Source organism: Arthrobacter subterraneus (assembly GCF_900099735.1).
In the GTDB taxonomy this organism is placed as follows: Bacteria; Actinomycetota; Actinomycetes; order Actinomycetales; family Micrococcaceae; genus Arthrobacter_D; species Arthrobacter_D subterraneus.
Map to the genome: position 1 here is coordinate 82,176 of NZ_FNDT01000009.1, position 23,238 is coordinate 105,413.

Here is a 23,238-nt window from a genome sequence, read left to right on the forward strand (position 1 = left end):
TGGGTCCCCATCTGCTGAGCCCACACCTCGTCACCTGCCGAACCGGCCCCCGTCCCGCGGAAAGGAATCCCGCGCATGACCGACATGCTTCCCACCCTCTGGTTCATCCTGATCGCAGTGCTGTGGACCGGCTATCTCTTCCTTGAGGGATTCGACCTCGGCGTCGGCATGCTGATGAAACTGTTCGCCCGGACCGACCGCGAACGGAGGGTGCTCCTCAACACCGTGGGACCGGTCTGGGACGGCAACGAGGTATGGCTGGTCACCGCCGTCGGGGCAACCCTCGCGGCTTTCCCGCTCTGGTACGCCTCGCTGCTCTCCACGCTGTACCTCCCGTTCGTCTTTGTACTGCTGGCCCTCATCTTCCGTGCCGTTGCTTTTGAGTACCGCGGGAAGATGAACAGCGAGCGCTGGCGCGGGCATTGGGACCGGGCGATCTTCCTCGGCTCATTCACCTCCGCGGCCGGGATCGGCGCAGCGCTCGCCCTGACCACCACCGGCCTGCCGCTCAACGAAAACGGGGACCGGGTGGGCGGCCCGTTTGCGTGGCTGACGTTCGATGCACTGCTCGGCGCGGCCGCCGTCGTCCTCTTCTGCCTCGCCCACGCGCTGGCGTTCCTGGTCCTCAAGACTGACGGTCCCATCCGGGAGCGGGCGCGGCGCCTGCTGGTGAGGCTGCTGCCGTTCGCGCTGGTGCCGCTGCTCTTCTGGGCGGCGAAGATCTACGTTGCCGGTGGAACGGTCTGGACCGGGCTCGCCCTTCTCCTCGCGGTGGCGGCTGCCGCAGCCTCGTGGTTCGCCGAGCGGTCCTCCCGTGACGGGTGGGGTTTTCTCTGGCTGGGCGTGGCGCTCGCGTCGTCGCTGGCCTGCATCTTCGGTTCCGTGTACCCGGTGGTGCTGCCCTCAACGATCAGCGAGGCGTTCAACCTCACCGTGGTGAACGCTTCCAGCTCGCCGTACACCCTCGGCCTGATGAGCATCGTCGCCGCGCTCGGCGTTCCGCTGGTGCTCGCCTACCAGGGGTGGACGTACTGGGTCTTCCGGAAACGGGTCACCGAGCAGAGCATCCCGGACGCCCACTCGGTAATCCCGCTGTGATCGAGCGGTTCCTGGCCAGGGGCCCCGCCGGCACCGCTGTTCCGGCCGCGCCCATCTACATCCTGGGTATTCTTGCCGCGGCCAAGGCAGCCGGCCTGGTCCTGGTCGCGGAAGCCCTTGCCCGGGGCATCGCAGCGCTCGCCGCCGGTGTTGTGCCGGGTACGGACCTCCTCTGGCTGGGGCTCGCAGGGGCAGCGCTCCGCGCTGTCGCCGCCTGGGCGCAGCAGGGCACCGCCCAGCGCCTGGCGCACGGGGTGAAGGAACGGCTGCGCCGCGAAGCTCTGGAGCGCGTACTCGCCGATGGCGGCCCGCCGGGCGCCACATACGGGACCGGTGCGCTCAGCGTGCTGCTCACACGCGGCCTGGACGGGCTCGACAAGTACCACACCCAGTACCTGCCGGCTCTGATCACGTGCGCGGTGGTTCCGCCCCTCGTCGGGGCGCGGATCCTGGCCGCTGACTGGGTGAGCGCCGTCGTCATTGTCCTCACCATCCCACTGATCCCGGTCTTCATGGTGCTCATCGGCTGGCATACCCAGGACCGGACAGCCGAGGCCCGAGCGTCGCTGGACCGGCTCTCCGACCACCTGCTGGAACTGGCCCGGGGGCTGCCGGCGCTGGTGGGGCTGGGCCGTGCCAGCGCCCAGACCCGTGCGCTCCAGGACATCGGCGCCGGCTATTCGCGGCGGACGATGGAAACCCTGCGGGTCGCGTTCCTGTCCTCGCTGGCTCTGGAGCTCATCAGCACCATCTCGGTCGCCGTCGTCGCCGTGTTCGTCGGGGTGCGCCTCATCCATGGTGAGGTGGGGCTCGAGGTCGGGTTGCTCGCCCTCATCCTCGCGCCCGAGTGCTACCTGCCCCTGCGGGATCTCGGCGCCGCGCACCACGCAAGCGACGACGGCCTTGCGGTAGGGCGCAGCGTCCGGACGATCATCGATGCGCCCGCCGCCGGCTGGACAAGGGTACCTACCGCGGGCGGGACAGAAGCCGCCCGCACACAGTACGACGGCGGTCCCGCCGGTGCGCAGAACCTCACCCTCCGGTTCGACAGCGCAGAGGCGCCCCTGGTGAGCGGTCTCAGCTTCACACTGGCCGCCGGGTCAGTTACCGCCCTGCGCGGCGCCAGCGGCTCGGGGAAGTCCACGCTCATGGGCCTGCTCGCGGGAGTGCGGCAGCCCGGGCTGCAGGTGGAAGGGACAGTCCAGCCGCTTCCCGGACGGCTCGCGTGGGTGCCCCAACACCCGGAGCCGCTGATGGGCACTGTCCGTGACGAACTCGCCTTCTATGCCGCTTCCGCGCCCGGCATGCAACCCCGTGAAGAGTCCCTCGCCGCGGCGCTGGCAGCGGTAGGCGGCCCGCAGCTGCTCGGCAGGTCCACGGGGGAACTCAGCCCCGGCGAGCTGCGACGCCTCGCGCTTGCGCGCGCACTGCTGCGCCTGGGGCCGGACGGCGGAACCCTTCTGCTCGATGAGCCGACAGCCCACGTCGACGAGGCCACCTCGGACACCATCCGGGACACTGTTCGACGGCTGAGCGGGACTGTGACGGTGCTCCTCATCGCGCACGATGAGGCAACAGCCGCGCTCGCCGACACCACCATTGACCTGGGAATTCCGGTCCGGGCGGCCGGGTCTGTAGAGCACACCCATCGGGTGGGCGTATCCGGCAGCAACGCGGGCGAGGCAGCGCTCTGTCCGCCCGCCCGCTTGGAAGAGGACGGGCAACGGGAGCGTCCTGAGCCGGCCGACGCGCGGGCCTTGCCCCAGCGGCCCGGCGCGAACAGCAGGCTCCAGCCCGGCGGCGGGAATCTCGGCACCGGTCTGCGGACGGCCCTACGTGCGCTTGCCCTGGTGCGTCCCTGGTCGCCGCGGTTCCTGGCGGCCCTGGCGTTCGGGACGGGCTCCTCCGCCTTCGCCGTCGCACTCACAGCGCTCTCGGGCTGGCTGATCGTCCGCGCGTCCGAGCAGCCGCCCATCCTCTACCTGCTCGCCGCCATTGTTGGAGTGCGCTTCTTCGGCATCGGCCGGTCGTTGCTGCGCTACTGCGAGAGGCTCTGGCTGCACGGCAGTATCCTTCAGAGCGCCGACAGCATCCGGGTCCGGCTGTGGCAGGCGCTGCTCGGCAGGGCGGAGTCCTGGCGTTCTCTCTCCCGTGGTTCAGGCGGCATCGAACGCCTCGTGGGAGATATCGACGAGTTGCGCGACACGGCTGCGCGGGCAGTCTTCCCTCCGCTCACTGCCGTCTTCACCGGCTTTGCCGCACTGATCACGACGGCGCTGCTCCTGCCGTCAGCTCTCGGCTGGCAGCTCTTCGGGACCCTGATGGGGTTACTGGCCGCACCGGCCGCCGCGCTGCTCGCAGAACGCAGGGCGGGAGCGGCGGGAATCGCGCTGCGGGCCGCCTCCCTCGCGGAAACCACCGGCCTGCTGCGGGCTGCGCGCGACGTCAGCGTGAACGGGCTGTCCCACAGGGCACTGGACCGCCTGGCGCAGCTGGAATACCACGCAGCCCGCGGCCTGCGGCGCACCTCGTGGGCCGCCGGCATCGGACAGGCGCTCGTCATCCTCGGCTGCACCACCGCCGCGATCGCGATCCTCACCGGTTCGGGCGGGCAGTCCGCCGAGGTGGTGGCCGTCGTCGTCCTGATGCAGCTTGCGCTCATCGAGCCGCTGGGGCTCGGCGTGGCCGCCGTCCAGCAGTGGGCGCCCTTCGGAGCAGTTGCGGGGCGGCTCGACGAGCACCTGGAAGACACTTCCGCGCAACGGCCGGTCGACCGTTTCCCTGAAGCGGAAACGGTGTGCGAAGCCGGGGCGCCGGCGCTGGCCCTGGTCGATGCCGCAGTCGGCTACGAGCCCGGGGTCGACGTGGTCCAGGGTGTGACACTCGAGATCCGCAAAGGTTCCTGGACGGCGCTGACGGGCCCTTCGGGGAGCGGCAAATCCACGCTGATCGGAGCACTGCTCGGCTTCCTGCCGCTCAGCCGGGGCAGGTTCCTGGCCGCGGCCGAGGCTCACGGACCGGCGCACGTTCCGGTCCGGCCCGCCTGGTGCCCGCAGGATGGCTACCTGTTCGATTCGACAGTGCGGGCGAACCTGCTCCTCGCCTGCGCCGATCAACCGGCGACCGAAGACGACCTCTGGCGCGTCCTGGACGCCGTCGGGCTGGCGGACACGGTGCGGCGGCGCGGCGGGGGCCTGGAGGCCAGGATCGGAGCCGGTGGGAGCAGGCTGTCGGGCGGTGAGCGGCAGCGTCTCGCGGTGGCCCGCGCACTGCTTACACCGGCGCCGGCCCTGATCCTCGATGAACCCACAGCGCACCTCGATTCCGACGGCGCCGCCGGGCTCCTGCGGGACCTGCGTGCCGGCCTGGGCGAACGCCCCGTACTGCTTGTCACGCATGACCGGGCGGAGGCACTGCGCTGTGACACCGGCGTCGAGCTTTCCGCCGGTGGCCAGGGCAATCACCTACGCTGGGAGCATGCCTACTCCTGAGCTGACACCACCCGACCAGCAGCTGAGCTGGCGGGCGATCACGGACGCGGACATCGACGGCTGGGAGGCCCTGCTGCGCCGCATGGCCGGGGAGGACAAGCCGGACTGGATCGAGCAGCGCGCCGATCTCGAGGAAGTGCTGCACGCGTCCAAGAACAATCCGGCGCTGGACACGGTGATGGGTTTCGACACCGCTGGAATACCGCGCGCCTTCGGTCGGATCAGTGCCAATGCAGGGTCCAGCCTTGCGCACGCCTTCGGCGGGGTTGACCCTGCATGGCGCCGCCGTGGAATAGGCCGCGCCGTCCATGAGTGGCAGATCGAGCGGACCCGCAGGCGGTTCGCTGACGCGGGAATCACGGGAGGTGTGGTCCGCACCTACGTCGAGGAAAGCAACACCGGCCATCAGGCGCTCATGACGGCTGCCGGTAACACCATCGTGCGCTGGTTCACGGAGATGACCAGGGGCCTGGCCGCTGACATCCCCGAAGTGGAGCTGGATCCGGAATTCGAAATCGCCACCTTCAGCGACGATCTCTCGGAAGCAGTGCGCCTGGCCCACAATGAAGCCTTCCAGGACCACTGGGGAAGCGAACCCCGCGACGAGGAAAGCTGGCACTACACGGTGACCCACCCCGAGTTCCGGCCGGACTGGAGCCTCGCGGTGATCGATTCCTCTTCTGATGAGGTCGCCGCCTACCAGATCGCCAGCTACGACCCGGAGTCCAGGGAACTGGTGGGACACAGCGAAGGCTATACCGATCTCCTGGGGGTCAGGCGCGCCTGGCGCGGCCGGCGGCTGGCGCCGGCACTCCTCACCGAAGCGATGCGCAGATTCAAGGCCGACGGCATGGAGAATGCCGGGCTCGGCGTGGACACCGAGAACCCGTCCGGCGCCCTCGGACTGTACGAACGCCTGGGCTACACCCCTACCCGCCGCTCGATGGCGTTCGAGCGCAGTCTCTGAAGCCGCCGGGATCCGGGCATCCGCCCGGGCTACACCGGGTTTGGCCCGATGGCGTCCACCGGCTGTGACAGCGCCACACCTGAACCATCGCGCCGGCCGTGCTCTGTCGGCAGTGCACGCGCAACGCCGGTGGCAGAGACGGCCCGCGCCGGCCCGTGCCCTGCCCACGCGAGGCTCAGATGGTCCTCACCCTTCAGGAAACGGTGGCACCGCACGCCCCCGGTCGCCCTGCCCTTCGCCGGGTATTCGCTGAACTCCGTCACCTTGACGGAACCGGGCACGGTTCCCGGCAGGGACTCGCTGCCGGCAGCAATGGTCACCACGACGGCGGCAGGATCCTGCGCGCGCACGGCACCGAAGAACACGACGGCGTCGCGCTCGGCCAGCTTGATGCCCGCCACGCCGCCGGCCAGGCGTCCCTGCGGCCGCACCAGGGAGGCAGGGAACCGCAGCAGCTGTGCTTCCCTGGTAATGAAGACGAGGTCGTCGGCATCATCCGCAGCCGCGAGGCCCACGACGCTGTCTTTCGGTTTGAGGGTGACTGCCTCCCAATCGTCCCGGTTGAGCGGGTAGTCGGGGACCACCCGCTTGACAACGCCCTGGGCGGTGCCGAGCGCAAAAGGCTTGTCCAGGGGAACCAGCCCCACCAGCACCTCGCCGCGCTCAAGGGTGATGAACTCCTTGACGGAGACTCCGCCGGCCAGGTTGGGGATTCCGTTGGTGGGCGGTAGCGCCGGCATGTCCACGACCTGTAGCCGCACCATGCGTCCGGACGAGGTCAGGGCGCCTATTTCTGCGCGTGCAGTGGTTGCCACCACCGACGTGAAGGCGTCGTGTTTCACCCGCTGTCCGCCGTCGCTGATCTGCTCCCGGCCGGTGGTGCGCGCCAGCTGCCCGCACGTGGAGAGGATGACCCAGCACGGGTCATCGGCGATCTCCAGGGCCAGCGGTGCCTTGGCGCCGTTGCCTGCAGGGCTGGGCAGAACGGTGCCCTTCAGCGGAGCGCTCGCCTCCGATTCCAGCAGAACCGTGCGCCGCGGCGTGGCGAACTGCTCAGCAACAGCAGCGAGCTCATCGGAGACCAGCGCGCGCAGCCTCTGCTCCGACCCCAGGATCTCTTCGAGTTCGGCGATTTCCCGGCGCAGCTCGTCCTGCTCCTTCTCCAGCTCGATGCGGGAGTACTTGGTGAGCTGACGCAGGCGGAGCTCGAGAATGTAGTTGGCCTGGATTTCCGTCAGGTCGTAGATGGACATGAGCCTGGTCCTGGCTGCCGCCGCCTCGTCCGAGGACCGGATGATCTGGATGACCTCATCGATGTCCACGATGGCGATCAGCAGGCCCTCCACGAGGTGGAGGCGGTCCTTCTTCTTCGCGAGCCGGTAGGACGTGCGGCGCCGGACCACGGAAATCCGGTGGCTGATGTATACCTGCAGCAGTTCCACGAGCCCCAGGGTGCGGGGCTGGCCGTCAACGAGGGTCACATTGTTGATGCCGAAGGAGTCCTCCATCGGCGAATACCGGTACAGCTGCGCCAGCACCGCGTTCGGGTTGAATCCGTTCTTCAGCTCAATGACCAGCCGCAGTCCGTGCGTCCGGTCCGTCAGGTCGACGATGTCGGAGATGCCCTGCAGCTTCTTTGCCGTTACGGCATCCTTGATCTTTTCGATCACCTTCTCAGGGCCCACCATGTACGGCAGTTCGGTGACCACCAGGCCGGTGCGCCGGGCGGAGAGCTGCTCGACCTCAACCGCGGCGCGGGTCTTGAAGGAGCCCCTGCCGGTCGCGTAGGCGTCCCGGATGCCATCCAGCCCGACGATCCTTCCGCCGCTCGGGAGGTCCGGACCCGGCACGAAGCGCATGATGTCCTCGAGCGTGGCCTCCGGGTTGTCGATCAGGTGCCGGGCCGCGGCGATCACCTCGCCGAGGTTATGCGGGGCCATGTTGGTGGCCATGCCGACAGCGATCCCCGTTGCACCGTTGACGAGGAGGTTCGGGAAGGCGGCGGGGAGCACCTCGGGCTGGGTGAGCTGGTTGTCGTAGTTCGGAATGAAGTCGACCACGTCCTCACCGAGGTGGTCGGTCATGGTCAGTGCCGCCGGAGCGAGCCGCGCTTCGGTGTAGCGGGCGGCGGCAGGGCCGTCGTCGAGCGAACCGAAGTTTCCGTGCCCGTCAATGAGGGGGAGGCGGAGGGAGAAGTTCTGAGCCATGCGCACCATGGCGTCGTAGATGGCGGCGTCACCGTGCGGGTGGAGCTTGCCCATCACCTCGCCGACAACCCGGGCGGATTTCACGTGCCCGCGGTCCGGCCGCAGACCCATGTCCGTCATCATGTACAGGATTCTGCGCTGCACGGGCTTCAGCCCGTCCCGGGCGTCAGGGAGGGCGCGGGAATAGATCACCGAGTAGGCGTACTCCAGGAAGGAGCCTTCCATCTCGGAGGTGACATCGATGTCGATGATCTTCTCGGTGTAATCCATATCCGGTGGTGTGGCTTGGCGCCTGGCCATGGTGTGTCGGGTCCTTCGGCAGCTGATTGTTGACGGCAGGCATGCTTGCTGACGGGAGAAGCAGCCGCCCACTAGTGTGAGTCTATGGTGGCTCAGGGACTATACCCCGAATATTGGGAGGCGGACGTCGTGTTGCGGGACGGCTCAACGGGCCATCTCCGGCCGATCTCGCCCGACGATGCGGACGCTGTGCAGGCGTTCCACATGCGGCAGTCGCAGAACTCCATCTACCTGAGGTTCTTCACCTACAAGTCTTCCCTGAGCGAGAAGGAACTCAAGCGCTTCACCGAGGTGGACCACGTGGGCCGGGTGGCCTTTGTGGTCACGCGCGGCCAGGACATCATCGGGATCGGCCGCTACGACCGCCTGGACAACCCTGACGAGGCAGAAGTCGCCTTCAATGTCTCCGACGCCTATCAGGGCAGGGGCCTGGGGTCCATCCTGCTCGAACACCTCGCGGCGGCGGCACGGGAAAACGGAATCCGGCGCTTCACGGCCGAGGTGCTGCCCGAGAACCGGAAGATGATTACCGTCTTCGCGGAAGCGGGTTACGAGGTGGAGCGCCGGTTCGATGACGGCGTGGTGGAGCTCAACTTCAATATCGATCCCACCGAGCGGTCCCGTGCGGTGATGGAGGCACGGGAGCACCGCGCGGAGGCGCGGAGCATGCAGACCCTGCTGGCGCCGTCGTCGGTTGCTGTGATCGGGGCCAGCCGCAGCTGGGGGAGCGTGGGGTATTCCCTGCTCGAGCACATTGTCGACGGCGGATTCACCGGCCCGGTGGCGGGGGTCAATCCGGAGGCGTTCGAACTGAACGGCATGGTTGCCTACGGCTCCATCGCGGAAGTACCCGGGCCGGTTGACCTTGCGGTCATCGCCGTGCCCTATGACCAGGTGCTCGCCGTGGTTGAGGAATGCGGACGCGCCGGTGTGAAGGGACTGCTGGTTGCCACGGCGGGCTTCGCCGACGACGACGGCGAGGGACTCTCGCGCCAGCGTGCCCTGGTGCACTGTGCCCGCTCCTACGGCATGCGGGTGGTGGGACCGGCGTCGCTGGGCATCATCAACACGGACCCTGCGGTGCGGTTGAATGCGTCGATGGCCCCGGAACTCCCGGTCCCCGGCGGCCTCGGCCTGTTCAGCCAGTCCGCGGCGATCGGGGTCATGCTCCATGCCGCCGCAGCCAGGCGTTCGCTCGGCCTGTCCTCGGCGCTGTCGGCCGGCAACCGGGCGGACGTGTCCGGGAACGACGCCATGCAGTACTGGGAAGACGACCCGCGGACCAGGGCGGTGGCCCTGTACCTGGAGTCCATCGGAAACCCGCGCAAATTTTCACGCATCGCACGCAGGCTCTCCCGGATGAAGCCGGTCATCGTTGCCAAATCCGACGTCATGGGGCTGCAGTTGCCTCCCGGCCATGCGGTGCGCACCACCCAGGCGCCGGCCGGCGCACTCGACGCGATGCTCCGCCAGTCCGGGGTCATCCGCGTCGAGACGAACGAGCAGTTGATGGACGTGGCGCAGATAGTGGTGGGCCAGCCCGTCCCCGACGGCGCGGGCGTCGCAGTGTTCAGCAACTCCCTCGCACTGGGAAAGGTCCTCGCCGACGCCGCCCGGTCCCAGCAGCTCGAGGTGGTGCGGATGGATGCCCACCTCGAACTCGACGGCGGTCAGTCCGTGGCGCTGCCCGCGCTGGAGAAGGCGCTGACGGAGGCGCTCGAGGATCCTGCCGTGTCTTCCCTCATCCTGACGCTGATCCCCGCCGTCGGGCTGGCCCCCGAAGCGATCCTGCCGGTGCTGAATCGGTGCGGCCGCGCGGCAGGAAAAGCCGTGGTCGCCTGTTTCACCGGTGTACTGGACCCCGCCGCGCAGCTGGAGGGCCTGCGGTCCGGTTCCGGCGGCGGGTCCGATCACGAGGACGCCACCGTGCCGTGCTTCGCCAGTCCGGGGGCCGCCGTGTCGGCGCTGGGCGCCGTCGTGCGTTACAGCCGCTGGCGCGCCGGCGAGCATGGGGTGTTCGCGGAGCTTGAGGGGATCGACGAGGAGGCCGCCGCCGCCCAGCTTGCGCAGGTGCTCTCCGGTGTAAGGGATGTCGGGCTGCGGCGCCTGGACAGCGGGCAGGCCGGCAGGCTTCTCGGCGCCTACGGCATCAGCGTCCTGCCGTCCATTCCATTCGATTCCATCGGGGAAGCCCTGGAGGCCGCCGAAGCGCTGGGCTGGCCTGTGGCGTTGAAGACGGTCGAGGAAAACCTCCGGCACAGGCTGGACTTCGGCGGGGTACGGCTCAACATCGGCGACCAGTCCGGACTGCGGGCGGGGATCGAGGCCATGCGCGCCGAGCTCCGTCCCTTCGGAAGCCCGGGCCTGGAAATCCAGGCCATGGCGCCGCCCGGGCAGGCGTGCGTCATCCGGGCGATCGAGGACCCGCTCCTGGGGCCCGTGATTTCCTTCGGCCTGGCAGGGGACGCCGTCAACCTGCTTGACGACTGGGCGCACGGCATTCCTCCGCTGACCACGGTGGATGTTGCGGATCTGGTGAGGACGCCCCGGGCCAGCAGGAGGCTCTTCGGTTACCAGGGCCTGCCGCCGGTGGACATTCCCGCCATCGAGGACCTGCTCCTGCGCGTCGCTCTGCTGAAGGACCGGCATCCTGAGATTGCGCTGCTGCGGTTCAATCCGGTCCTGGTGTCCGCGTCCGGCCTGGCGATCCTGAGCGCGGAAGTCAGCGTCGGAAATCCCCAGCAGCGCACCGACAGCGCCCGCCGGGCGATGCGGGACTGACCCCGCACCATGGTCCTGAACCGGCGTGCTCCCGGTTAGGCGTGCGCCGCCGCCATAAGTCACACTGGATAGCATGACTCCATCGCTGTCGGCTGAACGCCGCGACCTGGACGCCTCCCTGGAGCGAGCTGGTTTCTACCCGCGCCTGGTGGCCGACGTCGTCCACGATGCCCTGGACGGCAGGGAACCGCTCTCCCACGTGGTCCATCTGGAGACCCACTTCGAGCGGACCGAGGTCCGCCGGCACATCACCGTCCTTGTCCTGACGGAGGACATGCTGGTGGTGACGCACGTTGATGACCAGCAGCTGGACGACGCCGGCGAGCAGGTCACCGCGCAGGTTTCCACCGAGTCCGTTCCGGTCAGCCAGATCCGCTCGGTAGTGCTCAGCTACCAGTACGCCCAGCCGCAGAACTACAAGCCCTCCGATCCCGTCCGCGAACTCACCCTGGGCATCGCCTGGTCCGGCGGCCAGCGGCTGGAGATGGGGCCGGCCAGCTGTGGAGACCCGCAGTGCGACGCGGATCACGGTTACACCGGCACCATTGCGCAGGAAGACATCGTCCTGCGGGTCAGCGCGGAGGCGGACGGGCTCCAGGCTGTCCAGAATGCCAAGTCCTTCGCCCGCGCCCTGCGCACGGTGAGTACCGCCAATCCGGCAGTGGCCGGCGTCGTGGTCAACCAGCCGGGTGCCAGCCGGAGGCAGCCCGGGCTGACCAGCCGGTTCAGCCGCGCCCACCACGGGCGGTAATCCGGCACGTGACTGCATCATCGCTCCACAGGGAGCCCCTGCCAGCCGCGCCTGCCTACGGGCGCACCTCTGTTGCCGAGGTCTTCACCAGCTCCGCTGCCGCGCTTGGACTCCCGGACTTCTCCAACACGCTGGACCTGCCGGCGGCCCGTCGGGTCTGCGTGGTCCTGGTGGACGGACTGGGCTCAGCCCTGCTCCGCCAGCGCTCCGGCCACGCCCCCTTCCTGCGGCAGTTCCTCGATTCCGGCCGCAAGCTCGGCTCGGTTTTTCCGAGCACGACGGCGGCGGCGCTTGCTTCGCTCGGGACAGGCCTCGCGCCCGGGCAGCATGGACTGGTGGGCTACGACGTCCTGGACCCGGGGCAGGGCAGGATAGTGAACATGCTCGGCGGATGGGACGCAGCGGTGCAGCCCGACCGTTGGCAGCCCCATCCGACAGTGTTTGAGCGTGTGGCACCCAGGGTGCCGGTCACCAGCGTCGGGCTGGCGCGCTTCGACGGCTCGGGCCTCACTCGCGCGGCGCTGCGGGGCGGCACGTATGTTGCGGGAAGCACCCCGCAGGCACGGGTCAAGGCAGCCTGCAGGGCGCTGGAAGCCACTGACCAGGCACTGGTTTACCTGTATCTGAATGAACTCGACAAGACCGGACACCGTTCCGGATGCATGTCCGCCGACTGGGGAGACCGGCTGGAGGACCTGGACCGGACCATGCGGTCCCTTGCAGCCGGCCTGCCGCCCCACACGCTGCTCCTCCTGACAGCCGATCACGGGATGGTGGATGTTGCACCGGAACAGCAGGTGGACTTTTCCGCTGATCCCGCCCTGATTGACGGCGTAGCCCTCACCGGGGGCGAGCCTCGGATGGTCCACCTCTACACAGAACCGGATCTGACGGAGGCGGGCGTGGCGCGTCTGGTTGAGTCCTGGCGCAGCGCCCACGGACACAGGGCCTGGGTCCTGACACGCGGGGAGGCGATTGCCGCCGGCCTGTTCGGTCCGGTTGCCCCGGCAGTCAGCCCCCGGATCGGAGACGTCCTCATTGCCGCACGCGAGCCCGTGGCGTTCTATGACACCCGCAGGGTCCCGGCGTCGGCGCTCGAAGTGGTCGGCCAGCACGGGTCCATCACCCGCGCCGAAAGGGAAGTCCCGCTGCTGACCCTCGCCAAGCCCGGACCGGGCCCAGCCCGTATGGTGGGTCGCTGACCGATGGCCGAGCTCGTGTTCTTCTCCGGAACAATGGACTGCGGCAAGTCGACCCTCGCGCTGCAGATGGATCACAACCACACCGCCCGCGGCCGCAGCGGACTGCTCTTCAGCTCCCACGACCGTGCGGGGGAATCAGTGATTTCCAGCCGCCTCGGACTCATGACACAGGCCGTGGAAGTGCGTCAGGACACCGACTTCTGGGAGGAGCTGGTGCGGCGCCGCACGCATGGGACACGGGTGGACTATCTCATCTGCGACGAAGCGCAGTTCTACACCCGGCGGCAGATCGAACAGCTGGCGCGGGTGGTCGACGATATGGACATTGACGTTTTTGCGTTCGGCATCACGTCCGACTTCCGCACAGAGCTCTTTCCCGGGTCACAGCGTCTCATCGAGCTCGCTGACCGCACGCAGGTCCTGCAGGTCGAGGCTCTGTGCTGGTGCGGACGGCGTGCCACCCACAATGCGCGCACCGTGGACGGCGTGATGGTGGTGGAGGGTGAGCAGATGGTGGTCGGTGACGTCGAGCCGGCTGCCGTGGAGACTGATCCACGCCAGGCGAGGCTCACGGGCGGCGGGCTGGACGAGCTCGATCCGCCGGCCGCGCCGGTGATCGGCTATGAAACGCTGTGCCGCCGGCACCATATGCGCCGCGTCACCACTCTCAGCGCGCGCACCCAGGCAGGCAGCGACGTTGCGCTGCCGTTCGACCCCGTGGCCGCGCGCCTGTAGTCTCCCGGCGCCCTGGCTGGAGGTGCAGTCTCCGACGGAGGCTAGTCGCCCTTCGTGCCGAATACGATCTCGTCCCAGCTCGGCACGCTGGAGCGCCTTGGCCGAAGCTTCCGGTCGGCCTCCGGCGCCTTCTGCGCAGCATCCCGGGTCTCATCGGACGTAGACGGGTTCTCCCCGGCGGCGTCGGCCCGCCGCGATGGCTCCCGGGCGGCAACGGACTCTGACTCCTCGGCCGGGCGCTGCGGCCGCGCAATAACGCTGATCTCCCTGGTGTCCGTACTCACGCCCTCGAAAAGGCGTGGCGTGCCGTCGTCGTACATGTCCCCGGAGTTTTCGTCGTCGAAAATGGAGGGAGCCAGGCTGAGTCCGGGGAAAGGCCGGGTCTGGGCACCGGCCGACTGAGTGTCCGCTTCCTCGGCCTCGCCGTTGCCCGGACGCGGATGCGCAGCGGGCACGTGGCCCTTGGCCAGCATCAGGGCAAGCGCATCATCGCCGTCCTCATCCGTGCCCAGGCGGTGACCGCGGCGTGACCGCAGCACATCCAGCAGCTCATCGGCGTCGTCGTCCTGGGGTGTTTCCTCGGCGGCATCGGTCTCAAAGTCGAAAACCCTGTCCGCCACGGCGCTGAGCCTCCGGGAGGGGAGCGGGCCGTCAAGCGGCTCCAGCTCGCTCAGGACCTGGGCCCAGCGGTTGGCATTCAGCACCGTCTTGCGGGACGGGTTGAACGTCCACTGCGCGGGCGGTTCCTCACCCACGGAGGCTGCAGTTCCGGCAGGCAGCTCGAACCGGACCACCACGGTCCACAGGCCGTCCGGCTTGCGCCAGGCGTCCCATTCAGCGGTTTCCGGATCCACCCCGAACGCCTGCAGGCGGTACCGGACCATGTCATCGAGCTGGGCCGGATTGTCGCCGAACGCGGACCGGTAGCCATCATTGGAGGGCAGCGGCGAAGCCACCTCGACCCGCTGCGCAAGCTGGGCCATGTAATCGCGCTCGGCGCGGACCGGTCCTTCATAGCGCAGCACATGCTGCAGTTCCACACCCATCTCATCGACGATCTGCTGGGCGGTTGCGCCGCCCCGGATCCGCGCCTGGATGTCCCGCGGGCTCAGGGGCGCGCGCCGTGCCTTGCCGTCCGGGCTCTCCGATGTACCGGGTGCCTCCTGCCGTGCCGGACGTGTGGACGGCCGTGTGCTTGCCATCCGCAGCGCCTCGTTGATAGGCAGGCGGAACGAAGCCCCACCCTCACCGCCCAGCAGCAGATGGCCTCCGCCCTCATCCACGCCTACCAGCCGTAGCTCCTGCATCAAAAACCCTCCAGCCGACATACATTACCTTTGGTGAAACTTTGCCATCCAAAGGGGTCCGTTCCTACTTCATCCCTAGGTGTGGCGCGGAAGTTATGCACCGATTCGCTTTTCAGGGGACGATCAGCAACAATCTCTGCGGTACGGGCACAAAATTGGCCCCCGCAGCGTTGTGACACGAACAGGACCTGCGCTGTACGGCGCCGTTCCTGGATCACTGATTTCCACCGATAGACCACCGACATCCACCGGAGCGTGAACTACTAACTATGGCGACTGACTACGATGCGCCTCGGAAGACTGACGACGAACTCAGCGAAGACTCCATTGAAGAGCTGAAATCCCGTCGTACGGACAAGCAGTCCGCGGTAGTCGACGAGGACGAGACTGACGCAGCGGAAGGCTTTGAACTTCCGGGCGCCGATCTTTCCGGCGAGGAACTCCTCGTGCGGGTCCTTCCGGCGCAGGCCGACGAATTCACCTGTGCTTCCTGCTTCCTCGTGCGCCACCGCTCCCAGATTGCGAAAGAGAAGGACGGGCTGGCCTACTGCAAGGACTGCGAAGGCTGAGCCTTTTCCTGCGACTTTACGTTCCCTGCGACGGGGCGGTCAGGGCAGCTGTCAGCTGCTCGGGCCGCCTCGTTGACGTTAACCAGTAAGGAGTAGGGTCCTCCGCATCATTGATCGTGATCCTCACCACCGGCGAGATCCACCCCCGGATACAGAGGTATGCCTTGCCGTGCAGTTCCGTCCCTCGCTGCGCTGTTGCAGCTGAGCCGGTGAACGCCTCAACATCTCCCAGATACTTCCGCTCGATCTGCGCTTTTCCCACCTGTAGCTCGGTGGAGGTCACCCTGATGTGGGGGGTGGAAAGCAGGAGGAGGGTACTCAGGACGGCGGCGACGACGACGGCGGCCACTATCCCTGCCTGGATGCTGATGGGAATGAACGTGAATACGGAGGCAACGGCGGCACCGGCCACCACAAGCCAGATCCACGGCGCCGGCCACAGCTTCTCTTCGTAAAGCACCGGCTCACCGGCGGATCCTGTAGGCATGTCAGCTAGCTAAGCACCTTTCCTGCCGCTTTTCATCCCGGCCTGAAAGCGCAGGCCAGCCCGTGGAAGCGCTACAGTAAATGGTGCAAAGGGCTCCGGTGCATTCCGCACTTTCGGCGCAGCGCCGGCCGACGGCGCATGCTGTGCCCGCCCATCAGAAGAACCGTGCAGGAGAAGACGTGCTTGATACAGCGGAAGCATTGTCAGTGCAGATCAAAATGCTCGACGACGGCCTCGAGCCTCCTTCCTACGCACACCCCGGTGACGCCGGCGCGGACCTGCGGACCAGGATCGACTTCGAGCTCCAGCCCGGTGAGCGCGCGCTGATCCCCACCGGGGTATCCCTGGCACTGCCGGCCGGCTACGCCGCGTTTGTCCATCCCCGGTCAGGACTGGCCGCCAAACACGGCATCACCGTCGTCAATTCGCCCGGAACAGTCGACGCCGGCTACCGCGGCGAAATCGCCGTGACCCTGTTGAACACGGATCCGGCCGCTTCCCTGTCCTTCAGAAGGGGCGACCGCATCGCCCAGCTGGTGATCCAGAAAGTGGAACACGCAGCGTTCGTGACGGTCCAGGAGCTGCCCGATTCGGTGCGGGGTGCCGGTGGATTCGGCTCCACCGGGGGGTTCACGCCCTCGGCCGGAGCCACACGCTGACGCAATCGACCGGCAGCCGCCGGCTGTCGAGAACTATCGAAGGAGGATCCCGATCATGATTTTCGGGCGCCGCAAGAAAAACCAGGAGTCCGGTAAGGACTCAAGCGCTGCATTGAGTTCTGCCGACGAGACCGACGAGCTTCCGGAAGAGCAGGGCGAGGGCGCGTCGACAGAGGACGGCCGCGCCGCTACCGGTCCGTTCGACGAGTCCGAGAAGGACACTACCGCCGGCTACATCGACCTCGGAGCCCTTCGTATTGCCGCTGCCGAGAACCTGCAGCTCCGTCTCGAGGTCGAGGAACGTACAAAGCGGGTCATCGCGGTCACGCTGGATATCAAGGGCTCGAACCTGCAGCTGCAGGCGTTCGCTGCTCCCCGGTCGGAAGGGCTCTGGGATGAAATCCGCGGCCAGATCGCAGCATCGGTGGGCTCGCAGGGCGGCACCGTCGAAGAGCGCACGGGGGAGTTCGGTACCGAACTGATCGCCAGGCTTCCCGCACAGACTCCCGACGGACGTCAGGGATTCCGGGTGGCGAGGTTCGTCGGAGTGGACGGTCCGCGCTGGTTCCTCCGAGGCGTCTTCGGGGGCCCTGGTGCCATGGATCCAGCAGCAGCCGCGCCGATGGAACAGCTCTTCCGGAACGTGGTCGTGGTTCGCGGAGAGCATCCGCTGCCTCCGCGTGAGCTCCTGCCGCTCCGGTTGCCCAAGGACGCCGGAGCCCCGAAGCAGCAGGCTGAGCAGCCGCTGACGGCTCCGGATGACCCGCTACGCCGGGGTCCCGAGATCACCCACATTGGCTGACCAACTGGCCCTGCCGCGCCGTGGACGGATCAGCGGGCACGGCTTCGTGGAGCGGGTGACCATCCTGCCCCGCAGTGCCATGCCCCAGTTCTCGGCGATGGTAACCCTGCACGAACCGCGCGACGCCCGCGTCCGGCTCCTCTGGACCGGGCAGCGGAGGATCCCGGGCATCGACCCGGGGGTCAACCTGGCGTTCGAGGGAATGCTCACCGTCGTTGACGGGGTACCCACCATTCACAACCCGCGGTATGAGATTGTCGGCCGTGTCGAGGAGTCAGAGTGAACCAGCCCGCAGAGAACCCGCCAGGCAGCGATCCGTCCGACAACCGTGAAGTCCCGCAGCCCGAGCCGGGAATGGGCGGCCTGGCCGGCCAGTACGCTGCCAAGGCGGGGGTCCGCCAGGATGAGAGCGGCCGCATCGACGTGCTGCAGTCCATCGGAGGAGTGCGCGGCCTCGCCGAGAGCATCCTGCCCGGCCTGCTGTTCACCGTGGTCTTCACCATCCTGCGGGATCTGCAGCTCGCCCTCGTGGCTGCGCTGGCCGTCTCCGCAGTGTTCACGGTCATTCGGCTCCTGACCAGAACGCCCCTCACGCAGGCTCTGTCCGGCCTGGTGGGCGTGGCCATCTGTGCCTTTGTCGCGAACCGGACAGGCAACGCGGAGGACTTCTTCCTCCCCGGATTCTTCACCAACGCCGCCTACATCGTGGGTATGGCTGTGTCCATCGCCGTCCGATGGCCGCTGGCCGGACTGCTCTTCGGGTTTATCCGCGGCGAGGGCACGGAATGGCGCAAACAACCGGCGAGGATCCGCGCCTACTCCCTGGCAACCTGGCTGATCGTCGCCGTACTGGCCCTGCGGCTCATTGTGCAGGTGCCGCTCTACCTTGCGGACAATATCGCGGCCCTGGGCGCCACCCGCGTTGCCATGGGGGTTCCGCTCTACGCACTGGGGCTCTGGTTCGCGTGGCTGGTATCCCGGCCGGCGCTGGAGAAGCAGCAGCATCCGCCCGCCTGACGCGGCCGGCTCGCCGGAAGGCTCCGTTACGAGGTCGGCCGCAGAGCAGTCCTGAGGGCATCCTCGGCGGCGATGGCAGCGACGAAGAACAGCTCGTCGCCGGCCTCCACCACATCATCCGGGCTGGGAGCAATCGGAGCATCGTCACGCAGGATGGCCACCGCCGTGCAGTCGGCGGGCAACTCGACGGAGCCGAGGGTCCGTCCCACCAGCAGCGAGTCCTGCGGAACGGTGAACTCCACAATCGCGGACACGCCGGTCTGCAGGGTCAACAGGCGCACAAGGTCGCCGATTTCCACCGCTTCCTCGACCAGTGCCGTCATGAGGCGGGGCGTGTTGACGGCGACGTCCACTCCCCAGGAGTCATCGAACATCCAGTCGTTCTTGGGATTGTTGACCCGGCCCACCGTCCGTCCCACGCCGAACTCGCTCTTGGCAAGGAGGGAGACGACCAGGTTTACCTTGTCATCACCGGTCGCGGAGACCACGACGTCGGCCTCGTCCAGTTTGGCGTCCTTGAGCGTGGTGAGCTCGCAGGCATCACCGATCAGCCAGCGCGCCCCTTTAAGGCCGCTGCGCCCGACCACCTCGGGCTTCTCATCGATGAGCAGGATGTCATGGTTGTTGGACAACAGCTCGCGGGCAATCGAGGACCCCACACTTCCCGCCCCGGCAATGACTACCTTCATTCCTGCTCCTCCCGCGGCTGCTTGGACAGTACCCGAGCCACTTCATCCGTAGCGGCGGTTTCCATCATGGCGTGGACCACGTCGCCTTCCTGGTAACTGGTGCCGCTGCCGGGCAGCATCCCCTCGCCGAAGCGGGTCAGGTAGGCGACGCGGACTCCGGCGGCCGCCTCGATCTCCTTGATCGAGCGGCCGAGCCAGCCGTCATGGAGGGTGAGTTCGCCCAGGATGAGCCTTCCCGAGGATTCCCGGAAATCGCCGTTGATGCTCTGTTCAGGGAGGATCCGGCGCAGGACCTGGTCCGCGCTCCACCGGACGGCCGCAACGGTGGGTATACCGAGCCGCTGGTAGATCTCGGCGCGCCCGGGATCGTAGATCCTGGCGACGACGTGCGGGACGTGGAAAATCTCCCGCGCCACCCGGGTGGCAAGAATGTTGGAGTTGTCACCACTGGACACGGCGGCGAAGGCATAGGCGTTTTCGATGTCCGCGTTCTTCAGCGTGTCGCGGTCAAAGCCAACGCCGGTGACCTTGCGGCCGCCGAAGGAACCCCTGAGCCTGCGGAACGCGCGGTCATCCTGGTCAATGATTGCCACGCTGTGTCCGGACTCGTCCAGCGTGTGTGCCAGGCTGACTCCCACCCGGCCGCAGCCCATGATTACGAAATGCGCCACTGCGCCACCCCTGATTGTGTTCCGTTCATTGTCTTCCAAGGGTAGTGGAGGGCGGCACCACCAAACGCGCTAGTCTGTGGGCTGTGCTGACTTTCTTCGAGGCCGCCAAGCGGGTGCTGGTGGGCAAACCGTTCCGCAACGACCGGCTCCGGCATGAGACGCTGCCCAAGAAGATCGCCATGCCGCTGTTTTCGACCAGTGCACTGTCTTCCACGGCCTATTCACCGGACGAGATCCTTCTTACCCTCGCACTCGCGGGAGTCACCGCCGTTGCTGTTTCCCCCTGGGTGGGGCTCGCCGTCATCGTTGTCCTGCTGGTGGTCATCGCGTCCTACCGGCAGTCCGTACACGCTTATCCCTCCGGCGGCGGTGATTATGAAATCGCCCGGCGCAACCTCGGCGACGGCGCGGGGGTGACCGTGGCTGCGGCGCTCATGGTGGACTACGTCCTGACGGTTGCCGTGTCGGTTTCCGCCGCCGCACACTATCTGATTTCCCTGGCCCCCGTGCTCGCAGGGGCGCAGACCTCACTGGCGGTGGGGGCCGTCGTCGTGCTGGTTCTGGTGAACCTGCGCGGCTTCACCCGGGACGCACGCGTCCTGGCGCTTCCGTCCTACGTGTTCATGGCCGCAATCCTGGCGCTGTGCGTCACCGGGATCATCCAGCGGCTCACGGGGACGCTGGGGGAGGCGCCGAGCGCCCGCTTCGAAATCATTCCGGACGCGGCGTTCGACAACGGGCTGGTGGGCCTTGCCGGCGCACTCCTCATCCTGCGGGCGTTTTCCTCGGGGGCTGCGGCGCTGACCGGTGTGGAGGCTCCGAGCGCCAATGTGCCCAGCTTCGAGCCTCCGCGCAGCAGGAACGCCGCGAGCACCCTGCTCATCCTCGGCGTGGTCGCCTCCCTGATGACCGCCGGAGTCATCTACCTCGCCAACGCCACGCGGGTCCACGTGGTGCAGAACCCCGCCACGCAGCTGCTGCTGGACGGTGAGCCCGTGCCCGGGTCCTACGTGCAGAACCCGGTCATCAGCCAGCTTGCACGGACCATTTTCGACGGCGGAAGCCTCCCGTTCATCGTGGTCGTCGCTGCGACCGCGCTCATCCTGCTGCTGGCAGCGCATGGCGCCTTCAACGGTTTCCCGGTGCTGGCGTCGATCCTGGCCAAGGACGGCTACCTGCCCCGCCAGCTGCGTACCCGCGGTGACCGCCTCACGTTCAGCAACGGCATCATGGCCCTCGGCCTCGGCGCCATCCTGCTCATCCTCGTCTTCCGCGCGGACGTCACACAGCTGGTGCAGCTGTACATTGTCGGCGTCTTTGTGTCCTTCACCGCCACCCAGCTGGCGTTGATCAAGCACTGGGGCCGCGAGCTGCGCAGTACCGTGGACAGGAAGCGCCGCTGGCAGATGAACAAGTCCCGGGCAATCAACTCGATCGGCTTCGTGCTGACCGCGGCGGTGCTCGTGGTGGTGCTGGTGACGAAGTTCGAGTTCGGTGCCTGGATTGCGGTCCTGGCCATGGCCGCACTGTTTGTGGTCATGTTCAGCATCAAGGCCCACTACGACCAGGTGGCCCGCGAACTGGCCATCGATGATGCCGCCTCCGCCCGTGCCCTGCCCTCCCGAGTCCACGCAGTCATCCTCGTCTCCCACGTGCGCAAACCGGTGCTGCGTGCCCTGGCCTTCGCGCGGGCATCCCGGCCCTCCAAACTGGATGCGATCGTGGTGGACGTCGACCCGGAGGAAACCCGGCGCACGCTCGAGGACTGGGACCGCCTTGAGGTGCCCGTGCCGATCACCGTCCTTGCCTCTCCCTACCGCGACACCATCCAGCCGATCATGGACTACATCAAGTCGATGCGCAGGGACTCACCCCGGGACCTCATCGTTGTCTACATCCCCGAATACGTTGTCGGTAAATGGTGGGAGCAGCTCGTGCACAACCAGACCGCACTTCGCATCAAGACACGGCTCCACTTCGAGCCGGGCGTTATGGTGGCAAGCGTGCCATGGCAGCTGGCTTCCTCCGATGCCGCCCGCAAATTCCAGGACCTCAGGTGACGCAGACCCCAGAACTCGAACTGACCATCGGCCCGCCCGCCCATGGCGGGCACTGCGTTGCCCGCCATGAGGGCAGGGTGATCTTTGTGCGTCATGCGCTCCCCGGCGAGGTGGTGAAGGCCCGCCTGACCGAGTACGACGACGACGCCCGCTTCTGGCGCGCGGACGCCACCGAGGTGGTGCAGGCATCGACCGACCGGGTGAACCACCCGTGGCCGCTTGCAGACGCGGCTCTGGCAGGAATGCGGGGCACGCGCCCCGTGGGCGGCGCCGAGTTCGGCCACATCGGGCTGGCCGCCCAGCGGCGGCTGAAGGCTGACATCTTCACGGAACAGCTTGCCCGCCTCGGAAAGATCGACCGCCGGATCACCGTCGAAGCCGTGCCGGACGAGTCCCCGGACGGGCTCGGCTGGCGCACCCGCGTGGGATTCGCCGTCGATCCCGACGGGCACCTCGCCATGCACGAACACCGTTCGACCACGCTGGTTCCGGTGGCGGACATGCCGCTCGCCGTCCCTGCGATCAACGCGCTCGCCCTCTGGGAGCGGGACTTCAGTGGTGTGGACGGCGTCGAGGTGGCAGCCGGATCCGGCGATGAAGAGCCGCTGGTGCTGCTGAGAAGCACCCAGGACCCGCCCGGCCGTGCCCTCCGTGCCCTTGCTGAGGGAATCCCGGGCGCTTCCGTGGCCGTCCTCAACCCCGACACCGGGTCGGTCCTTCGGCTGCGCGGGCGCACCTGGGTGCGGGAGGTTGTCGGCGGCCACACCTTCCGGGTCACCGGCGAGGGGTTCTGGCAGATTCACCGCAGCGCGCCCCGGGTGCTGACCGAGGCCGTGCTGGAGGGCCTCCAGCCGGCGTCCGGAGCGCGGGTCGCAGACCTGTACGCGGGAGCCGGACTTTTCACTGCCGCCCTCGCCGAACGAGTGGGGCAGACCGGCTCGGTGCTCTCGGTCGAGGGTTCACCGGCGGCAAGCCGCGACGCACGGCGGAACCTGCATGGCCGGGACCACGTGGACATTGTGCAGGGGAAGGTGGAAAAGGTGCTGCGCGAGCGCCGGCCGCACCTGGACGCCGTCGTGCTCGATCCGCCGCGGGCGGGAGCCGGCAGGGAGACGGTGCGGGCCATCGCGGGCACCGGGGCAAAGGCCGTGGTGTATGTGTCCTGCGATCCGGCGTCCTTCGCCCGGGACGTCGCGTACTTCGCGGCGGCGGGCTGGGGCCTGGACTCCCTCCGGGTCTTCGATCTTTATCCCCATACCCACCATATGGAATCTGTGGCGGTCCTGCGCCCACTGTGACGCCCCCTGTCCTGCGCATGCGGATAGGATGAAAAACGGTTGTTCCGTGTGGACTTCGCAGCCGGCACCCGCCTGCGAAAACGATTCCTGCCGCAGTCCGGGTCTTAGGTGTTCCTAACTGGCAGCTCGCGCCCGCCGGAACAAGGA

The 23,238-nt window shown here is 67.7% G+C and carries 19 protein-coding genes; 14 read left to right on the forward strand and 5 right to left on the reverse strand.

Translation table 11 applies throughout. From position 1 onward, the window contains the following. Nucleotides 1–75: 75 nt before the first annotated feature. Genes cydB through BLS52_RS11155 form a run of 3 tightly spaced genes read left to right on the forward strand, consistent with a single transcriptional unit; the run spans nucleotide 76 to nucleotide 5,556 of the window. Nucleotides 76–1,098: a cytochrome d ubiquinol oxidase subunit II gene (gene cydB, locus BLS52_RS11145; protein WP_026545761.1), complete on the forward strand. Its 1,023-nt coding sequence runs from the start codon at nucleotides 76–78 to the stop codon at nucleotides 1,096–1,098. Further along, a complete protein-coding gene (cydD, locus tag BLS52_RS11150; protein WP_175460153.1) occupies nucleotides 1,095–4,589 on the forward strand; it encodes a thiol reductant ABC exporter subunit CydD in 3,495 nt (1,164 codons plus the stop codon). The genes cydB and cydD overlap by 4 nt, the downstream gene beginning before the upstream one ends. Then, nucleotides 4,576–5,556, forward strand: a complete 981-nt coding sequence (locus tag BLS52_RS11155; RefSeq protein ID WP_245702821.1) for a GNAT family N-acetyltransferase — start codon at nucleotides 4,576–4,578, stop codon at nucleotides 5,554–5,556. The genes cydD and BLS52_RS11155 overlap by 14 nt, the downstream gene beginning before the upstream one ends. Nucleotides 5,557–5,585: 29 nt before the next feature. Here the strand turns inward: BLS52_RS11155 and BLS52_RS11160 are convergent, their stop codons facing one another. Then, the gene (locus tag BLS52_RS11160) at nucleotides 5,586–8,063 is read right to left on the reverse strand and encodes a DNA gyrase/topoisomerase IV subunit A (protein WP_090586784.1); all 2,478 of its coding nucleotides are present in this window, start codon (nucleotides 8,061–8,063) and stop codon (nucleotides 5,586–5,588) included. Between the two features lie 84 nt (nucleotides 8,064–8,147). Between BLS52_RS11160 and BLS52_RS11165 the strand changes: the two genes are divergently transcribed. The 4 genes from BLS52_RS11165 (at nucleotide 8,148) to BLS52_RS11180 (ending at nucleotide 13,532) form a co-directional block, all read left to right on the forward strand. Continuing rightward, nucleotides 8,148–10,844 carry a bifunctional acetate--CoA ligase family protein/GNAT family N-acetyltransferase gene (locus tag BLS52_RS11165; protein ID WP_090586785.1) on the forward strand — a complete coding sequence of 899 codons (2,697 nt, stop codon included), beginning with the start codon at nucleotides 8,148–8,150 and terminating at the stop codon, nucleotides 10,842–10,844. 73 nt (nucleotides 10,845–10,917) lie between these two features. Then, nucleotides 10,918–11,595, forward strand: coding sequence for a DUF5998 family protein (locus BLS52_RS11170; protein WP_090586787.1), 678 nt, complete (start codon nucleotides 10,918–10,920; stop codon nucleotides 11,593–11,595). 8 nt (nucleotides 11,596–11,603) lie between these two features. Then, the gene (locus BLS52_RS11175; RefSeq protein WP_090586788.1) at nucleotides 11,604–12,797 is read left to right on the forward strand and encodes an alkaline phosphatase family protein; all 1,194 of its coding nucleotides are present in this window, start codon (nucleotides 11,604–11,606) and stop codon (nucleotides 12,795–12,797) included. A gap of 3 nt (nucleotides 12,798–12,800) precedes the next feature. Further along, on the forward strand, nucleotides 12,801–13,532 hold the full coding sequence (locus tag BLS52_RS11180) for a thymidine kinase (RefSeq protein ID WP_090586790.1): 732 nt from the start codon (nucleotides 12,801–12,803) through the stop codon (nucleotides 13,530–13,532). Between the two features lie 41 nt (nucleotides 13,533–13,573). Here the strand turns inward: BLS52_RS11180 and sepH are convergent, their stop codons facing one another. After that, entirely contained in the window at nucleotides 13,574–14,839 is a 1,266-nt protein-coding gene (gene sepH, locus BLS52_RS11185; RefSeq protein ID WP_090586791.1) for a septation protein SepH, read from the reverse strand. A 269-nt stretch (nucleotides 14,840–15,108) separates the two neighbouring features. Here sepH and BLS52_RS11190 point away from each other — a divergent pair, with 269 nt between their 5' ends. Further along, on the forward strand, nucleotides 15,109–15,408 hold the full coding sequence (locus BLS52_RS11190; protein ID WP_026545752.1) for a DUF4193 domain-containing protein: 300 nt from the start codon (nucleotides 15,109–15,111) through the stop codon (nucleotides 15,406–15,408). A 16-nt stretch (nucleotides 15,409–15,424) separates the two neighbouring features. Here the strand turns inward: BLS52_RS11190 and BLS52_RS11195 are convergent, their stop codons facing one another. Further along, nucleotides 15,425–15,895, reverse strand: coding sequence for a DUF3093 domain-containing protein (locus BLS52_RS11195; protein WP_090586793.1), 471 nt, complete (start codon nucleotides 15,893–15,895; stop codon nucleotides 15,425–15,427). 179 nt (nucleotides 15,896–16,074) lie between these two features. On the opposite strand from BLS52_RS11195, the gene dut reads away from it, so the two are divergent. From dut to BLS52_RS11215, 4 genes are all read left to right on the forward strand, one after another. Next, entirely contained in the window at nucleotides 16,075–16,554 is a 480-nt protein-coding gene (dut, locus tag BLS52_RS11200; RefSeq protein ID WP_281241713.1) for a dUTP diphosphatase, read from the forward strand. 55 nt (nucleotides 16,555–16,609) lie between these two features. Further along, nucleotides 16,610–17,356, forward strand: coding sequence for a DUF3710 domain-containing protein (locus BLS52_RS11205; protein ID WP_026545749.1), 747 nt, complete (start codon nucleotides 16,610–16,612; stop codon nucleotides 17,354–17,356). Then, nucleotides 17,349–17,639 (forward strand): hypothetical protein, encoded by a 291-nt coding sequence (locus BLS52_RS11210; RefSeq protein ID WP_245702822.1) that lies wholly within the window; start codon nucleotides 17,349–17,351, stop codon nucleotides 17,637–17,639. The genes BLS52_RS11205 and BLS52_RS11210 overlap by 8 nt, the downstream gene beginning before the upstream one ends. A gap of 71 nt (nucleotides 17,640–17,710) precedes the next feature. Next, nucleotides 17,711–18,373: a DUF3159 domain-containing protein gene (locus BLS52_RS11215; RefSeq protein ID WP_035779363.1), complete on the forward strand. Its 663-nt coding sequence runs from the start codon at nucleotides 17,711–17,713 to the stop codon at nucleotides 18,371–18,373. A 26-nt stretch (nucleotides 18,374–18,399) separates the two neighbouring features. On the opposite strand, the gene BLS52_RS11220 is transcribed toward BLS52_RS11215, so the two are convergent. Next, complete coding sequence (locus BLS52_RS11220; RefSeq protein ID WP_035779314.1) at nucleotides 18,400–19,062, reverse strand: potassium channel family protein; 663 nt, start codon at nucleotides 19,060–19,062, stop codon at nucleotides 18,400–18,402. Further along, nucleotides 19,059–19,733: a potassium channel family protein gene (locus BLS52_RS11225; protein WP_026545747.1), complete on the reverse strand. Its 675-nt coding sequence runs from the start codon at nucleotides 19,731–19,733 to the stop codon at nucleotides 19,059–19,061. The genes BLS52_RS11220 and BLS52_RS11225 overlap by 4 nt, the downstream gene beginning before the upstream one ends. A gap of 83 nt (nucleotides 19,734–19,816) precedes the next feature. Here BLS52_RS11225 and BLS52_RS11230 point away from each other — a divergent pair, with 83 nt between their 5' ends. Both BLS52_RS11230 and BLS52_RS11235 read left to right on the forward strand, forming a co-directional pair. After that, nucleotides 19,817–21,793 (forward strand): APC family permease, encoded by a 1,977-nt coding sequence (locus BLS52_RS11230; RefSeq protein ID WP_026545746.1) that lies wholly within the window; start codon nucleotides 19,817–19,819, stop codon nucleotides 21,791–21,793. Further along, nucleotides 21,790–23,091, forward strand: coding sequence for a class I SAM-dependent RNA methyltransferase (locus BLS52_RS11235; protein WP_245702823.1), 1,302 nt, complete (start codon nucleotides 21,790–21,792; stop codon nucleotides 23,089–23,091). The genes BLS52_RS11230 and BLS52_RS11235 overlap by 4 nt, the downstream gene beginning before the upstream one ends. Nucleotides 23,092–23,238 lie beyond the last annotated feature (147 nt).

What these genes read in the sequence shown, in the direction of transcription:
- cydB (WP_026545761.1), top strand. Translation starts at nt 76, where the DNA reads ATGACCGACATGCTTCCCACCCTCTGGTTCATCCTGATCGCAGTGCTG.
- BLS52_RS11155 (WP_245702821.1), top strand. Translation starts at nt 4,576, where the DNA reads ATGCCTACTCCTGAGCTGACACCACCCGACCAGCAGCTGAGCTGGCGG.
- BLS52_RS11160 (WP_090586784.1), bottom strand. Translation starts at nt 8,063, where the DNA reads ATGGCCAGGCGCCAAGCCACACCACCGGATATGGATTACACCGAGAAG.
- BLS52_RS11165 (WP_090586785.1), top strand. Translation starts at nt 8,148, where the DNA reads ATGGTGGCTCAGGGACTATACCCCGAATATTGGGAGGCGGACGTCGTG.
- BLS52_RS11170 (WP_090586787.1), top strand. Translation starts at nt 10,918, where the DNA reads ATGACTCCATCGCTGTCGGCTGAACGCCGCGACCTGGACGCCTCCCTG.
- BLS52_RS11180 (WP_090586790.1), top strand. Translation starts at nt 12,801, where the DNA reads ATGGCCGAGCTCGTGTTCTTCTCCGGAACAATGGACTGCGGCAAGTCG.
- sepH (WP_090586791.1), bottom strand. Translation starts at nt 14,839, where the DNA reads ATGCAGGAGCTACGGCTGGTAGGCGTGGATGAGGGCGGAGGCCATCTG.
- BLS52_RS11190 (WP_026545752.1), top strand. Translation starts at nt 15,109, where the DNA reads ATGGCGACTGACTACGATGCGCCTCGGAAGACTGACGACGAACTCAGC.
- BLS52_RS11195 (WP_090586793.1), bottom strand. Translation starts at nt 15,895, where the DNA reads ATGCCTACAGGATCCGCCGGTGAGCCGGTGCTTTACGAAGAGAAGCTG.
- BLS52_RS11205 (WP_026545749.1), top strand. Translation starts at nt 16,610, where the DNA reads ATGATTTTCGGGCGCCGCAAGAAAAACCAGGAGTCCGGTAAGGACTCA.
- BLS52_RS11215 (WP_035779363.1), top strand. Translation starts at nt 17,711, where the DNA reads ATGGGCGGCCTGGCCGGCCAGTACGCTGCCAAGGCGGGGGTCCGCCAG.
- BLS52_RS11220 (WP_035779314.1), bottom strand. Translation starts at nt 19,062, where the DNA reads ATGAAGGTAGTCATTGCCGGGGCGGGAAGTGTGGGGTCCTCGATTGCC.